We start from the raw sequence: 14962 nt of genomic DNA, 5'->3' as shown, positions 1-14962 counted from the left end.
GACCCAGAAGACAGCAGCACAAGCTGCTGCTCGAGCGTATTGGCTGATGCCATGCGTGCAAAGCCATGCCGAAAATAAAAACAAACAGGAGCGTCCATGGACAACTTCAAGAGCTTTTCTGGTTTCAAATACTGCGCATTGTTTGTGGTGTTATGCAGCACCACTGCGATGGTCGAACGGGTCGAGGCCATGCAAATGGACCTCGGCGATTCCGACTGGAAGCTGCGCTGGGACAACACCATCAAATACAGCCAGGCCTGGCGTGTGAATGGCCAGGACGATCGCTTGGTCAATGCGCCGACCGCTAATGGCCTGTTTCCCTCGATCCAAAGCCAGGGAGATAAAAATTTCAGTCGCGGCCTGGTCTCCAACCGTTTGGATCTGTTTTCCGAAATGGACCTCAGCCGGCAAAACTACGGGCTACGGGTGAGTGGCGCGGCCTGGTACGACGATATCTATAACCAAGACACCGACAGCAGTGAGCAAACGCATTTCCTCAGCGAGACGCGCAAGCTCCACGGGCGCGACGCAGAAATTCTCGACGCTTTTGTGTTCCTGCGTGGAGACCTCGGTGAAGACTCTCAGGGCGTGGCGCGTTTGGGGCGGCATAGCCTGATCTATGGAGAAAGCCTGTTCTATGGAGGAAACGGGATCGCCAATGCCCAAGGCCCAACGGATGTGGTCAAGCTGCTCAGCGTGCCGGGAACCCAGTTCAAAGAGATCCTGCGTCCGGTCAATCAGATCTCCGGGCAGTTGCAAATTAACCCGCAGTTGTCGGTGGGCGCTTACTACCAGTTTGAATGGGAACGCTCCAATCTGCCGGGCGCCGGCAGCTACCTGAGCGATACCGATGCCATCGGTTACGGCAGCGGTTCGCTGCGCGAAGTGTTTGGCAACGACACAGTGAATGGTGGCGATTTGAAACCGAATAATTCGGGGCAAGGGGGGATGCAAATCCGCTTTAAACCGACCGGGACCGAGCTGGAACTGGGCTTCTACGCTGCGCAGTATCACGACAAGACGCCGATTGGCCTGTACGCCTACCTCGATGGTGCGGCTGCGGCGGCCACCGGGCTGCCAATCCTCGGTTCTTATCGTCAGGTGTATGCCGAAGATATCAAGACGGCGGGTGTCAGTTTCTCCACGGCCTATGGCCCGTTCAACTTTGCCGGTGAGACCTCTGTGCGCTGGAATGCGCCGCTGGTGAGCAATCTGCAAGTGGTGACCCCGGGTTTGGCAGCGGACGGTGGCGACAACTCGCTATTTGCTCGGGGTAAAACCGCGCACGCCAACTTGTCGGCCATTTACCTGTTGTCACCGAACGCCTTCTGGGACGGCGGCTCGGCATTGGCCGAGCTGGCCTGGAACCGCACCTTGAGCATCACCGAGAACGCTGCGGCACTGGATTCCAACACAACCCGCGATGCAACGGCCCTGAGGGTTTTGCTGGAGCCGTCGTACTTCCAGGTTATCGACGGGGTCGACCTGACGGTGCCAATAGGTATGGGGATCGTGCTCGATGGTCGCTCTTCGGCCGTCAACAAAGCGGGCTTCGGCAATACCCACTCCGGTGACTGGAGCGTTGGGCTCAAGGCGACTTATTTGCAGCGCTGGGATGTCGGCCTGAACTACGTGAACTTCTTCGGCGCCCCGAAAGCCGGGCTTCGACAGGACGGAAACTTCAGCTACGGGCAGTCACTGGCCGACCGTGACTTCGTCTCTCTCTACTTGAAAACCTCATTCTAATAAGGTGGATTCGCCATGCAGAACAAAACAATTCTCAACACTTGCGTCCTCGCCCTGGCCCTTGCCGGCATTAGCCTGGCGCAGGCGGCAGTATCGCCTGAGCAGGCGGCACGTTTGAAAACCGAGCTGACGCCCGTTGGCGCGGAGCGCGCCGGTAATGCCGATGGCAGCATCCCGGCCTGGACCGGCGGCTACACCAAGGTCGCGCCCGGATACAAACCAGGTGACAAACGTCCCGATCCCTTTGCAGCGGAAAAGCCGCTGTATTCGATCAGCGCCTCGAATATGCAGCAGTACGCTGATCAGTTGGCCGAAGGCACCAAGCTTCTGCTGAAGAAATACCCGGACTATCGCCTGGACGTCTACCCAACCCATCGCTCGGCAGCGGCCCCGCAATGGGTGTATGACAACACCGCGAAGAATGCCGTGCGCGCGACGCTGGACGTTGAGACCGAGAAAGTCGCCAGCGCCTACGGCGGCATTCCGTTCCCGATTCCGGGCAACGGCGCGCAAGTACTGTGGAACTACCGGCTGTCCTGGCAGGGCGGCGACACCATCTATGCACCTTTCGATACCTGGCTGATGACCGCCGGCGGCAAAAAAGTCCAGGCGACTCGCGCCCAGTACACCTACCAGTTTCCCTACTACGTCGAAGGCGGCAGCCTGGAAAACTATTCCGGCAAGTACCTGCTCGGCAAGCTGCTGACCGAACTGCCCTCGTCCAAGGCTGGCGAAGGTCTGATGACCCATTGGGACCTGGATCCGGCCAACCGCGCGGCGTGGCAGTATCTGGTTGGACAGCGCCGCGTGCGTCGGGCACCGAATATTGCTTATGACACACCAGACTTTGTGACCTCCGGAGTCGGTTTCTTCGATGAGGCGTTCATGCTGTTCGGGCCGACCGATCGCTACGACCTCAAACTGATGGGCAAGAAAGAACTGATCGTCGCCTACAACAACAACCGCGCCGGTCTGGCCAAGAGCGACGATTTGGTCAAACAGAACTTCCTCAATCCCGATCTGGTGCGCTGGGAGAAACATCGGGTCTGGGTGGTCGAGGCCACGCTTAAATCCGGCAAACGCCATGTGGTGCCGCGTCGAACCTACTACGTCGACGAGGACTCCTGGCAGATCCTGATGGCCGACGGGTATGACGCTCAGGGCAAACTGGGACGCCAGATGTATTCGCTGACGCTGTTGGCACCGGACCTGCCGGCGCTCACTGCACAGGTCATGTGGGGCAGTTACAACCTCGACACCGGCGCCTACTTCCTCAACTCATCGAGCAATGACCTGGCGGTTCAGTACAAGAAAGTCGCGAAGCCTTCGGCCTCCTACTTCACGCCGGATGCCATGGCCAACGAAAACATGCGTTGAACCTGGGCGGCTGTGGCGGGCGAAAATCTCGTCCCGGTCGCTGGAAATTTTCCGAGCGGAATAAAGACATGAACATCGAAAAATTCTTAGCACGCTGCGGCCTGCGACGGGGCGCGTGTGCCCTGGCGTTGTGCCTGATGGCGAGCACGTCCGTGGGCACGCAGGCCGCAACGTTAGCGGTATTGCAGCAGCCGGCATTGCCGACCGCCAAGGCCCAACGCGCGGTAATGCTCGGGTTGGCCCGGGCCGGGGAGCGTTTGGTGGCGGTCGGAGAGCGGGGAATCGTGTTGCTCTCGGACGACTCGGGGAAAAGTTGGCGCCAGGCCAGTGTGCCGGTCAGTGTCAGCTTGACGGCGGTGCAATTCGTCGATGCCGAGCAGGGTTGGGCGGTCGGTCACCTGGGTGTCGTACTGCACAGCGGGGACAGCGGTGAAACTTGGCACAAGCAACTCGACGGTGAGGCTGCTGCCGCGCTGGCCGTGCAGGCCGCGCAGCGTGACGCCGATCAACCGGGCGGTGCCAGCCAGCTGAAACAGGCACGGCAACTGCTGGACGATGGACCGGACAAGCCGTTTCTTGACCTGTACTTCAGTGACCGGCTGCATGGCTACATTGTGGGTGCCTATAACCAGATTTACCGCACTGACGACGGAGGACGCAGTTGGCAACCGTGGATGCGCAATGTGGACAACCCCCAGGGCCTCAACCTGTATGGCATCCGGGCTTTGGGCACTGACCTGCTGCTGGTGGGGGAGCGCGGTTTGCTGTTGCGTTCGAGCGATGCCGGGGCATCCTTCAAGGCCTTGAAGTCACCGTATGAAGGCAGCTTTTTCGGCCTGCTCGGCACGAGCAGTGGCGCTTTGATTGCCTACGGGCTGCGCGGCAACGCCTGGTGGTCCGATGACCGTGGCAACAACTGGCGGCGTCTCGACACTGGCATCCACTCAACGCTGGCGAGCGCCATCGAACTGCGCGACGGCAGTCTGCTGATGGTCAGCCAGAGCGGTGAACTCTTGTTCAGCCACGACCAGGGTCGCAGCTTCAACAAACGTCAGAGCCGCAGCGGCGCGACGGTCGCTGCCGTGCAGCAGGCGGCCGACGGCAGTCTGGCCAGCGTCGGTTTGAGCGGCGTGGCCGCTGACCAGGATCCGCGGGCATCCGGCCAACCTTGAAACTTCACGGTGTAGTGCTATCGGGCTAAGGTCCGTGCAACAGGAGTCAAACTTGAAAGACGACAAATCCCAAACCGTGATCGGCCGCCTGGAAGACTTTGACCAGGCGTCGGGCAACTTCGCCGAGCGTGCGATCTTCAACCATCGACCGCTGGTGATCCTGCTGTGCCTGCTGGTGACCCTGCTGCTTGGCTGGCAAGCCACGCGCATTGGCATCAACGCCAGTTATGAAAAGACCATTCCTACCGGTCACCCCTATGTCGCCAACTTCCTGGAGAATCGCAGCGAGCTCAGCGGCCTGGGCAACTCGCTGCGCATCGCCGTGGAAGTCAAGCAGGGCAGCATCTTCACCAAGGAGTACCTCGACACGCTGGTCAGGCTCAATGACGAGCTCTATCTGCTGCCAGGCGTCGATCGGCCTTATATGAAGTCGTTATGGACCCCGACCACACGCTGGACCGCCGTGACGGAAGAAGGCCTGGATGGGGGCACGGTGATTCCCGACGACTACGATGGCTCTGTCGCTAGTATCGAACAGGTGCGTACCAACGTCGCCCGCTCGGGCGAGGTCGGTCAGTTGGTGGCCGGCAACTTCAAGTCCAGTGTGATCTTCGTGCCCCTGCTGGAAATCAGCCCGCAGACCGGCAAGCCCCTGGACTACGGTGAGTTTTCTCGACAACTGGAAACCCTGCGAGACAAGTACCAGACCGATGATGTGCAGATTCACATCACCGGATTTACCAAGATTGTCGGCGATCTAATTGAGGGGGTGACCCAGGTACTGCTGTTTTTCGTGGTGGCGGTACTGGTGACCGTGGTTGTGCTCTATGGCTACACCCGGTGCGCGCGCAGTACCCTGGTGGTGGTGACGTGCTCGCTGGTGGCAGTGGTCTGGCAGCTCGGTCTGCTCGCCACCCTTGGTTATGAGCTGGACCCTTATTCGGCGCTGGTGCCGTTTCTGGTATTTGCCATCGGCATGAGCCATGGTGCGCAAAAGATGAACGGCATCATGCAGGACGTCGGTCGCGGCACCCATCGGGTGGTCGCCGCGCGTTATACCTTCCGCCGACTGTTCGCCGCCGGCATGACCGCGTTGCTCTGCGATGCAGTGGGCTTTGCGGTGTTGCTGGTGATCAATATCCGGGTGATCCAGGACCTGGCGGTTACCGCCAGCCTCGGCGTGGCGGTGCTGATCTTCACCAACCTGATTCTGCTGCCGATCCTGCTCAGCTATTTCGGTGTCAGCCCGGCAGCGGCACAACGCAGCCTGAGTTCGGAAAACGCCGAGTTGCAGGCGCAGATCAAACATCCGTTGTGGCGTTTTCTCGATCTGTTCACCCAGCGTCGTTGGGCGATTGGCGCCATGCTGGGCGGCCTATTGCTGGCCGTGTTCGGTTTTGCCGTGAGCCTGCACCTGAAAATTGGCGATCTTGATCCCGGCGCCCCGGAGCTGCGCGCCGACTCGCGCTACAACCGCGATGCGCTGTTCATGACCCGTAATTATGCGGCCAGCTCGGATATTTTCGTGGTCATGATCAAAACCCCGGAAGATCAGTGCACGCGCTACGCCAGCCTGTCCGCAGTGGATGCGCTGGCCTCGCGGCTTGAGCAATTACCGGGAGTGGAGTCGACCACCTCCATGGCTGCGCTGAGCAAGATCGCCACGGTGGGTTACAACGAAGGCAACTTCAAATGGTATGAGCTGATTCCCAATGACGGCGCGTTGGGTGCGGTTCAGACCCGAGCGCCACGGGAGCTGTTCAATCAAGGTTGCTCGATGCTGTCGCTGTACGTTTACCTGGCCGATCACAAGGCAGATACCCTAAATCGAGTAGTGGAGGCCAGCGAGAAATTTATCGCTGAGCATCAGGTGCCAGAGGTCAAATTCATGTTGGCCGCGGGCAGTGCCGGGATCGAAGCCGCGACCAATATCGTGGTGAAAAAATCCATGAGTGAGATGCTGTTCTGGGTCTACGGTGCGGTCAGCCTGTTATGCCTGCTGACCTTCCGCAGTTGGCGCGCCACCCTCTGTGCAATGCTGCCGCTGATGCTCACCTCGATACTTTGCGAAGCGCTAATGGTGAGTCTGGGTATGGGCGTTAAAGTCGCGACACTACCGGTGATCGCACTCGGCGTGGGCATAGGCGTTGACTACGCGCTCTATGTGTTGAGCGTGATCCTGGCTCGAATGCGTGCCGGCGATACCCTGGCCCAAGCGTATTACCAGGCGCTGCTGTTCACCGGCAAAGTGGTCTTGCTCACTGGCATGACACTGGCGGTCGCGGTGTCGACCTGGGCTTTCTCACCGATCAAGTTCCAGGCAGACATGGGCATCCTGCTGGCCTTTATGTTCCTGGTGAATATGCTCGGTGCCTTGATCTTGTTGCCGGCATTGGCCTGGCTGCTGCTGCCACAGAAGGTCTTCGCAAAAAAGCCTGAAGCGAAGCTGACCACGGAGTTAGTCAAGCAGCGCTGAAGCTGCTCGGTAAGAGGGCACCTACCACGCCAACGCCCCGGGGGAAGTCTGCAACGTTGTCGCGGTCGGTTCCGCTGCGAGGACTTGATTGATCGGCCGTAACTCCGTCAAGTCTTGCTCTGTACAACCATCCGTCACGTTACTGGCCGGCAGCATCCTGATCCAGGCGGTGTAGCAGCAGTGCTCGCAGGTACAGTTGCAGGCGAGCCTGGAAAACTATCGGCTGCTGCAGGTGTGGTAGGCGGGAGGAACTGGCTACGCCGCCAGGAATTGGGTCTTCAGTGGATGCAGAACCATTCATGTACGGTCGGGTTATTCAATGTGTTCGCTTGCGGGTTAGGGCATGGCAAGATGAGCGGGCTTGAACTCAATGGCATTGGAGGTCAATTCTGTTCTGCATTGAGCAACAAGAGCCAGATCAAAGCACCGATCTAGCTAGATAACCAGCAGGCAGATGGGATTCTAGCTTCCCTGCCCTATAAGTTCTGCGGTGACGTTAAGCATAGCGTTCTATTTTTGTCTGACATGGCTGCTGCGTGTCGGACGAAACCCGCGTCCTAACCTGATCTGCGTTGCAAAGTTCCCCCACGATATTCCTGCCCCTCCCAACCTTAGCGCTTCTTTTAATTTGACGCTTGCTAATAGCAGGCTTAGTTCGTTTTCGCATCCCTTTTCCGCCGATACCATGGGATTTCGATTGGTGTCATTGGCAAGCAAGGAGGATGTTGGATTTCTTCACTGGCTGCCCACACGCGGATACGGTGCTCAACCGCAGGTATCGAAAGCTACGCGTTATCAATATAGCTCCTGCTAGTGCGTAAGCGGCTAATCATCGGGCGTAGCTGAGTTTTTTCGCCATGCTGATGATTTTGCCGGCCCGCTGATTAGTCAGGGGGACAGCCTTGCCCAGGGTAAAAACCAATTAGTGAGCATGGCTGGGATGGAGTGCCACGGCATGCCTCTCATGGGCCAGATGCCTCACCAAGGCTGTGCTGACAAGCACCATGACCGAATCGCGTGGGAAGGCCGCGGGTATTGCTCACTGCTGTTTCAGCACACGGTGCTCACCGATACAAATCTGCCCAGTTGCCGTTTTGATGCTCACCTGCCTCAGCACCTTTTTACTCACTTTAAACTTCAGAAAATGTTGCCAACGGTATTCCCTGGACCCCGAAGCTGAGCAACAACCATTCGATCATTGAACGATTGCACGGGTCTGTGCGGATGCTGATGCCAACCCTCTCGTATGGCGACCTATGCGTTCGGAGCTTTGCATCTATGCCAACATCGGCGCTCCCGTGGGTTTTATGACCAATGCTCAAGAAGTAAAAAGCCAGAGATCGCTCTGCTTTTGTCTTTTCCCAACGCCGTGTTTAAAGCTTCATGTTGAGCGATACATAAGCCGAACGACCTGGTGCTGGAGAAAACATAGCTTGATCGTTGCCACCCCAAAAGAAGTTGTCATACCAAAGGTATTCATACTCGCGATCGGTCAGGTCTTGACCTGAAGGTTTATTGTCGAAGCGGGGTGTCGTGGTCTGCGCGATTCTGGTGGATGTTGAAGTGGTTGGGCTTTGACAATATGTCGATCCTGGATGGAGGACATGAGAAGTGGGAGGCAGAAAAGCGAGCCCTGTCAGACTCTCCCTGCAAATATTCTGCTGGCACCCTGCGAATTCAGCCTCGACCCGAACTGTTCGTAGGAAAAGCGGAGGTACTGAGCGCAATCAATGATCCTTCAATGTGCACAATCAGCGCTTTGGGCGCTGACGTGCATAATGGAAAGGGGACCGCATTTGGACGTCCAGGAAGGATTCCCCGAAGTGTGAATGTCCCCCAGAAAGTACTGCTGGATCCTGAAACAGGATTATTTAAAACCCCAGAGGAAATCTCCCGGTACTTCATAGAAGCGCAGACAAGCAAATCCAAAGGATTCATCACTTATTGCGGAAGTGGCATATTCGCTGCGGTCGACGCGTTCTGGCTCTATCAGCTGGGATATGACAACATTGCCGTCTACGATAACTCAATGAGTGAATGGGGCGCCGATGCGACCCTTCCGATGGAATGCTACTTCGAGACATCGACCTGAGAGGGTTTTCGAACAGTGCCGCGTTGGAGAGTCTGGTTGTCATAGTTCGGTTGTTGGACGATCTGCGCATCGCTGTAGCCCTTGCTCAACGGGTGCATGGTGGTCGCCTTGTCGACCCCAATTACGCTTTGTTGTCGATAGCGCGTGCGCTTTCTTCCAGGCCCGGGCGAACAATCAGTGGTTCAGGGTTTGCGCAGAACCGCTCTGGGGATGAGGGATATCAGCTAATTACTTTGACATCCAGGCAATCACAGCCATGTAGTCTTCAGTACTGCAATCCATGCGGAAGCCGCGTGGTGGCATAGCGCCGAAGCCCTCTGTCACATGTCTCAAGTTTATTTGGAAATCAATGCTCAGGCAGGTTGGCAAAAATACTCGCCAAGACTTGGTTGAGTTTGCGCAGTTGAGCTTCGGTCAGGCCCTTAAAGCTTTTGTGGAATAATTCAGCAGTGAGTTCGTGCATATCAAAGAACGCCCGACGCCCTGCCACGGTTAAGCTGACTTGAGTGATGCGGCCATCCTGGGTGCTCTGGTTGGTTTCCACTAGACCATCCTCCTTCATGCGATAGACAATCTTGGTAATGGTCGAAAGCTTGGCCACGGCGTGGTCAGAAATCTCCGAGATGCTGGCGGCGTCGTTCTCGAAGAGAATGTTCAGCACCCGCCAGCGCGGAATATCCAGGTCGATCCGTTTGAGCAGCTTTTCCATGGACATGGTGTAGCGCCCGTACACGCGTACCAGCCAGTAAAAAGGAAACTCTTCCTTGTGAAAATCTTCGCTGGCAGGGTTGTAGCGACTGCGGTTTTTCTTGGGGATGGACATGGAAGGGACTGCTTTGTGAACATCGACTGACAATCATAGACATTTCTAATAAATCCGGCACCCCCATTCAAGATGTCACATGATGGCAAGCCTATGACTCCAGTGCCGATGATTGCAATGTTCATGTCACTCTCAGTGGTTGTCGGTATTCGGCTTTAGGGATCGTTCAGCCCTTGAAGAAGCGCTGGGCCAGACCCAGTTGCGATTCGGCGAGTTGATGCAGCGCCTGGCTGACCTCGGCATTGCGCCCTGCCTGCTGGCTGGAGCGCTCGGTGAAGCCGGCGATCTCATTGATCTTTTGGTTGATCTGCTCGGCGGCCTGACCCTGCTGCTCGATTGCAGCGGCCATCTGTTGGCTCATGTCGCTGATCTGGCCGACTTCCTCACAGATGCGTGACAGTGACTGACGTGTCTGCTGCACATCTGCGCTGGCGCGCAGCGCCGCCTGTTCTCCCCGTTGTGCTGTCGCCAGCGCGTGACTGCTACCCCTGCGTAGGCTGTCGATGGAGCGCTGAATTTCATGAGTCGACTCACGCGTGCGTGAGGCGAGGCTACGGACTTCGTCTGCGACCACTGCGAAGCCACGGCCGGACTCGCCGGCGCGTGCTGCTTCGATAGCAGCGTTGAGAGCCAACAGGTTGGTCTGTTCGGCGATGCTCTGAATCACCGTGGTGATACTGCCGATGGATTCGATGGCCTCGGCAAGATGGGCGACGGCACTACCGATCTCCTGTACGGAGGTACGCATGGTTTGAGTGGAGTTCTGGCTGTCGTCCGAGAGGCGTTCACCATCACGGGCCAACTGGTCAGCGTTTTGCGCGGCCATGGTGGTGCTCTGCAGGTTGCGTGAAAGCTCCTGGATGGTGGCGCTCATCTGGTTGATCGCCGCGGCGGTATGTTCGGTCTCGCGTACCTGTTTATCTAGCTGTTCTGCTGCGTTTTCCACTACTTCAGACGAGGTATGTGCCTGCTGGCGTAGAATTTCACTGTTGATGCAGATGCGTGACATGACTATGGTCATCCGCGCGCGCTGGCTGTTTAAGGCCATGACAAGCAGTGTACTGCTGTCAGCGTGATTGCTGTGCAGTGGCGCCAGTAGCGGCTCGCTGTAAATTTCCCTGTACTGGTCAAGAATGTCGCGGGTCAGGCGGCGCTGGCGGAGTGCTGGCTGCAACCCGGCAAGTAGCAGGGCGAGCAGAGTCAGCAGCCCGGCAGTCGTTGGCAGGCGTACCGTGATGATCGCGCCGAGAACCAGCAGCCCCAACCCCAGTTGCAGACCATGAGCAGCCAGCAACGAGGAGATGCGCTGGCCTGGTGTCCAGGGCGAGCGGGCGCGATCAAGGCGTTCGTAGAGGGCTTCGGCCGTTAGTATCTCCTGCTCGTTGATGGGTTGGTAAGCGGTGCCCAGGGCGGATAGTTTCCCTCCATCGAATAGGGGGACCACGTAAAGCTTGCGCCAGTAGCGCTCACCCTGCCGGTGCCGGCCCATCACCGGCGCGGTCCAGGGCACACCGGCGTGTAGTGCGCGCCACATGCTGTCGAAGACGACGGCAGGCATGCGCGGATCGTTAATCTGCTCATGCGGTTTGCCGACCAGTTCGTCCTCGCGCAGGCCGCACATGCGTAGGTAGGCCGCATTGCAACTGAGCAGCGTGCCTTGCGGGTCCAGTCGTGAAATCGGTGGCTCATCGAAACGCTGGATTTCGGGATGGGCGGTAAAGTTCATGAAACGATTCCTTATGATTACCAGGACAGAAGCTCTCGGCGCGGGCCTTGATGCCGCTTTGGTTGATCAGTGCTCGTACCCATTTCCGGGCGTTCACTCATCTGCTCGTTCAGTTCCGCGCACCCCTAGCCCCTGATCCAGATTCAGCGCCACTCTGAGCACGTCGCCTGGATTGATCGCCTGCAACTCGCGTTCGATGATGCGTTCCTCGACGCTGCTGAATGGTCGTGCCTGCGAGTACTGGCTTTGTCTCTTGCAATGCGCAATGCGGCATTCACCGGCAAGAGCACCACCGCCTGAGAGCGATCGATGCGCTCCGGGCGAAATAGCAGGTTGCATGCCAGGACCTGAGCTGCACCAGCAGTGCGAACACTTGCCCCGATCCCATCAACTGAAAAGCCACTGCTCGAGAATTTGTCTTGGGGCAATGGTATCGCCAGTAAAAACAGTGATTTAAGTGATTTTTTCAAGAATTTATAATGTTGGAAAGCATAAAAAAATTCTGTTTTTTATGATTTCTACGAAGGTTTTTTTCTGTAATTTTAGTGCTGTTCATTCTTTTTTTGAGCTAAAAAATAAAACCTAGTAACACTCGATTTTTAAACATTTCGTTAGGGTTTTTCTAATATCTATATGTTTTTATTGAATTAAAATTTTTTTTTTTTGATTTTCGATCGGTTTTTTGGGTGTTACTAATCTGCACGGTGGTGGGTTTTTTACTGGAAAATTGCGCTAATTAAAGAATTTATATTTATAGATAATTCAATTGACAATTCACGTAATTATGGCGATTTTAGATTTAGCGAATCGGCGGCTTCATGCTCGCCACGCCAACAATGGTCGATAAGGTGGATGGCATGACGATGGTGATCGAAAAGATGAAGCTAGGGGGGGCTGGCCGGAAGGTGATGGTGAAAGACACCATCGATATTTCCGGCTATCCGACCCGCGCTTCCAGTAGGGCGCTGAAGGATGTCGAGGCCGCCCGGCGGAATGCCGCGGTGGTTGATGCGCTGTTTAACGGTGGTTGTCAGATTATCGGCAAGACCGTTCTGCACGAGCTTGCCTATGGCACCACCGGCATCAACAATTACGCCGGAACCGCCGAGAACTCTCGTTATCCCGGGCGTATTCCTGGAGGCTCCTCCAGTGGCTCGGCTGCAGTCGTCGCTGCCGGTCTCTGTGATTTTTCCCTGGGCACCGATACCGGCGGCTCCGTGCGCATTCCGGCCTGCTGCTGTGGCGTGTTCGGCTTCAAGCCTACGTTCGGTCGCATTGATCGTCGGGGTGTGATGCCCGAGCAGACTAGCCTGGATTGCATCGGCCCCTTTGCTGCCAGCTTGTCCCTGCTGATCGAGGCGATGCGCATCATCGATCCTTCGCTCAAGCCATTGCCCGAAGCCACAGACATCTGCATCGGTAGGGTCTCGGTCGAGCCGTCGGCCGAGGTGCAGCACGCCATCGATGCGGTGCTTGATGCCAGTGGCTTCGTGCTCGGCAAGGTGCAGCTTAATAGCATGCAAGCCGCCTATGACGCCGCCATGGTGGTGATCAACCGAGAGACCTGGAACGCGTGCGGGCATCTGCTCGAGACCGGTTTGGTCGCCCCGGATGTCGCCGCTCGCTTGCAGGCTGCCGGGCAGACCAGCGATCAAGCGTTAGCGGCCGCCGAGCAGGTGCGCGCCACCTTTACCTCCGAAGTGGATGCTGCCCTCGACCGCTTTCCCGTTTTGGCTCTGCCGACCATGCCTGATTACCCACTGCGTCTCGAAGATGCGACAGACACCCGTGCGGTGCTGGGTATGACCGCTTTCGTCCGGCCTTTCAATCTTTCTGGTCATCCGGCACTGAGCATTCCCTTCGAAGGGAAATCCGGCCTGCCGGTCGGCCTGCAACTGATCGCTGCCAAGGGCGCCGACGAACTGCTTCTGGCAGTCGCGGGTGAACTGTTGCGGCGACTCGATTCCAACCTTCTCTGACCGTGGGGCCTGTCATGACTTCGCTCAATCTGGCCGTTAATATGCCGTACACCGCCATCACCGATAATCAGGCCTTCGCGGCACTGATGGCCGATATAAAAAAACGCGCCCGCAGTGGCGAGTTTGATCGTCTCGGTTATATCACCGGGGATGTGATTGACACCTTCAAGACCCTGGGTATTTACCGTGCTCTAGTGCCCCGGCGTTTCGGTGGTGACGAGCGTTCGCCAGGCGAGTTCTGCGCCATGATCGAAGCCCTTTCCATTGCCGACGGTTCCGCAGGTTGGGTCGCCAGCTTCGGGATGAGCCCGGTGTACCTGGCGTCGCTGCCCCTGGATACCATTCGGCAGGTCTATGCCAACGGCCCCGATGTGATTTTCGCGGGTGGCATCTTCCCGCCGCAACCAGCCGATCCCGTGCCGGGTGGCTTCAAGGTCAACGGCCGCTGGAAATATTCCAGCGGCTGCATGGGCGCCTCGCTGGTCGGCGTCGGTATCGCGCCGAAAAACGGTGACAAACTGGATCTGCCGCGCCTGGCGCTGATGCCGCAAAGCAAGGCGCGTATCGAGCAGACCTGGGACACCGTCGGTCTACTCGGTACCGGTAGCCATGACCTGGTGGTCGAGGATGTGGTGGTGCCCGAGGAGTGGACGTTCGTGCGCGGTGGGGCGGCCAATCTCGACGAGCCGCTCTTCCGTTACCCCTCGCTGTCCTTCGCCACGCAGGTACTCTCCGTAGTCGGTCTCGGTGTCGCCCGTGCTGCAATGGATGAGTTGCGCGACATGGCTACTGGGCGCATCTCCGTAACGGGTGCTCCAGCCGTGGCCGACCGCCCACTCGCCCAGGTCGAGATCGCCAAGGCCGAGGCCGCCCTGCGTTCAGCTAGGGCTTTCTTCTTCGATTCAATGGAGGACGCCTGGCAAACGGTGTTGACCGGTGACCCGCTGCCGGCCGAGAAGATCAATTTGTTGCGCCTGTCCTCGACGCACGCAACTCGCGTCGCCGCCGAGGTGGCACGCACCGCGCAGATGCTTTCAGGCATGACCGGTGTCTACAACAGCAGCCCGTTGGCGCGATGCGTAAACGACGCTCAGGTGATCACTCAGCATGCTTTCATGGGCGACATCACCTACCAGAATGCTGGCGCTGTCTTCTTCGGCAAACAGCCCTCGCCGGGCTATCTCTGACCCTTATATGGAGCCAATCATGAGCGAGAAAAAAAAGCTGCGCGTGCTGTTTTGCATCGGCATCAACCAGAACTTCTTTGACGCACCGCGCGAAGAGCAACTGGAAGTATGGGGCGCCTTCAGCGCGATGTGGAACGGTATCCACGATCTGCCTGGCGTGACGGTATTCGGCAACATGGACGACGACCAAAGTATGGTCGGGCCGTCCAGCGGATACCCCTGGACTACTTACCTGCTGGCCGATGTGCCGGATATTGAGACCGTACACGCCGCCTGCAACCTGTTCCGCATCACGCCAGTGGGCGAAGGGACCTACAAGCTGTGGCGTTACGCCAAGGTCGAGGCCCGTACTGGTCGCGAACTGATTATCCAGCGAGGGTGACT

At 57.6% G+C, this 14962-nt stretch carries 11 protein-coding genes and 1 pseudogene; 8 read left to right on the top strand and 4 right to left on the bottom strand.

From position 1 onward, the window contains the following. The first annotated feature begins 96 nt into the window (after positions 1-96). The 5 genes from HCF10_RS04600 (at position 97) to HCF10_RS04580 (ending at position 8863) form a co-directional block, all read left to right on the top strand. Positions 97-1746 (top strand): DUF1302 domain-containing protein, encoded by a 1650-nt coding sequence (locus HCF10_RS04600; RefSeq protein WP_029291081.1) that lies wholly within the window; start codon positions 97-99, stop codon positions 1744-1746. A gap of 15 nt (positions 1747-1761) precedes the next feature. After that, the gene (locus HCF10_RS04595; protein ID WP_029291083.1) at positions 1762-3123 is read left to right on the top strand and encodes a DUF1329 domain-containing protein; all 1362 of its coding nucleotides are present in this window, start codon (positions 1762-1764) and stop codon (positions 3121-3123) included. Positions 3124-3191: 68 nt separating this feature from the next. Next, positions 3192-4295: a WD40/YVTN/BNR-like repeat-containing protein gene (locus HCF10_RS04590; protein WP_029291084.1), complete on the top strand. Its 1104-nt coding sequence runs from the start codon at positions 3192-3194 to the stop codon at positions 4293-4295. A gap of 52 nt (positions 4296-4347) precedes the next feature. Next, positions 4348-6771 (top strand): efflux RND transporter permease subunit, encoded by a 2424-nt coding sequence (locus HCF10_RS04585; RefSeq protein ID WP_029291085.1) that lies wholly within the window; start codon positions 4348-4350, stop codon positions 6769-6771. A gap of 1555 nt (positions 6772-8326) precedes the next feature. Beyond that, a complete protein-coding gene (locus HCF10_RS04580; protein ID WP_135196255.1) occupies positions 8327-8863 on the top strand; it encodes a sulfurtransferase in 537 nt (178 codons plus the stop codon). 228 nt (positions 8864-9091) lie between these two features. Here the strand turns inward: HCF10_RS04580 and HCF10_RS31150 are convergent. From HCF10_RS31150 to HCF10_RS04565, 4 genes and pseudogenes are all read right to left on the bottom strand, one after another. Next, positions 9092-9193: pseudogene (locus HCF10_RS31150) on the bottom strand (c-type cytochrome); the annotation flags it as partial. 16 nt (positions 9194-9209) lie between these two features. Continuing rightward, positions 9210-9686 carry a MarR family winged helix-turn-helix transcriptional regulator gene (locus HCF10_RS04575; protein ID WP_029291088.1) on the bottom strand — a complete coding sequence of 159 codons (477 nt, stop codon included), beginning with the start codon at positions 9684-9686 and terminating at the stop codon, positions 9210-9212. 166 nt (positions 9687-9852) lie between these two features. Then, complete coding sequence (locus HCF10_RS04570; RefSeq protein WP_029291090.1) at positions 9853-11412, bottom strand: methyl-accepting chemotaxis protein; 1560 nt, start codon at positions 11410-11412, stop codon at positions 9853-9855. 93 nt (positions 11413-11505) lie between these two features. After that, positions 11506-11751: a hypothetical protein gene (locus HCF10_RS04565; RefSeq protein ID WP_135196254.1), complete on the bottom strand. Its 246-nt coding sequence runs from the start codon at positions 11749-11751 to the stop codon at positions 11506-11508. Between the two features lie 518 nt (positions 11752-12269). Between HCF10_RS04565 and HCF10_RS04560 the strand changes: the two genes are divergently transcribed. Genes HCF10_RS04560 through HCF10_RS04550 form a run of 3 tightly spaced genes read left to right on the top strand, consistent with a single transcriptional unit; the run spans position 12270 to position 14960 of the window. Then, entirely contained in the window at positions 12270-13391 is a 1122-nt protein-coding gene (locus HCF10_RS04560; RefSeq protein ID WP_029300029.1) for an amidase, read from the top strand. A 14-nt stretch (positions 13392-13405) separates the two neighbouring features. Next, positions 13406-14578: an indole-3-acetate monooxygenase gene (gene iacA, locus HCF10_RS04555; RefSeq protein WP_029300027.1), complete on the top strand. Its 1173-nt coding sequence runs from the start codon at positions 13406-13408 to the stop codon at positions 14576-14578. Between the two features lie 19 nt (positions 14579-14597). Further along, positions 14598-14960, top strand: a complete 363-nt coding sequence (locus HCF10_RS04550) for a hypothetical protein (RefSeq protein WP_029300025.1) — start codon at positions 14598-14600, stop codon at positions 14958-14960. The last annotated feature ends 2 nt before the right edge of the window (positions 14961-14962 follow it).

The sequence above is a fragment of the Pseudomonas sp. B14(2022) genome, assembly GCF_012030485.1.
Classification (GTDB): Bacteria; Pseudomonadota; Gammaproteobacteria; order Pseudomonadales; family Pseudomonadaceae; genus Aquipseudomonas.
The sequence above is the reverse complement of the archived record's forward strand: the minus strand, read 5'-3'. Positions and strand labels throughout refer to the sequence as shown.

Bases quoted from the DNA above. Each gene is read 5' to 3' on its own strand.
- HCF10_RS04600 (WP_029291081.1), top strand. From the start codon at position 97: ATGGACAACTTCAAGAGCTTTTCTGGTTTCAAATACTGCGCATTGTTT.
- HCF10_RS04595 (WP_029291083.1), top strand. From the start codon at position 1,762: ATGCAGAACAAAACAATTCTCAACACTTGCGTCCTCGCCCTGGCCCTT.
- HCF10_RS04590 (WP_029291084.1), top strand. From the start codon at position 3,192: ATGAACATCGAAAAATTCTTAGCACGCTGCGGCCTGCGACGGGGCGCG.
- HCF10_RS04580 (WP_135196255.1), top strand. From the start codon at position 8,327: ATGTTGAAGTGGTTGGGCTTTGACAATATGTCGATCCTGGATGGAGGA.
- HCF10_RS04575 (WP_029291088.1), bottom strand. From the start codon at position 9,686: ATGTCCATCCCCAAGAAAAACCGCAGTCGCTACAACCCTGCCAGCGAA.
- HCF10_RS04570 (WP_029291090.1), bottom strand. From the start codon at position 11,412: ATGAACTTTACCGCCCATCCCGAAATCCAGCGTTTCGATGAGCCACCG.
- HCF10_RS04565 (WP_135196254.1), bottom strand. From the start codon at position 11,751: ATGCAACCTGCTATTTCGCCCGGAGCGCATCGATCGCTCTCAGGCGGT.
- HCF10_RS04560 (WP_029300029.1), top strand. From the start codon at position 12,270: ATGACGATGGTGATCGAAAAGATGAAGCTAGGGGGGGCTGGCCGGAAG.
- iacA (WP_029300027.1), top strand. From the start codon at position 13,406: ATGACTTCGCTCAATCTGGCCGTTAATATGCCGTACACCGCCATCACC.
- HCF10_RS04550 (WP_029300025.1), top strand. From the start codon at position 14,598: ATGAGCGAGAAAAAAAAGCTGCGCGTGCTGTTTTGCATCGGCATCAAC.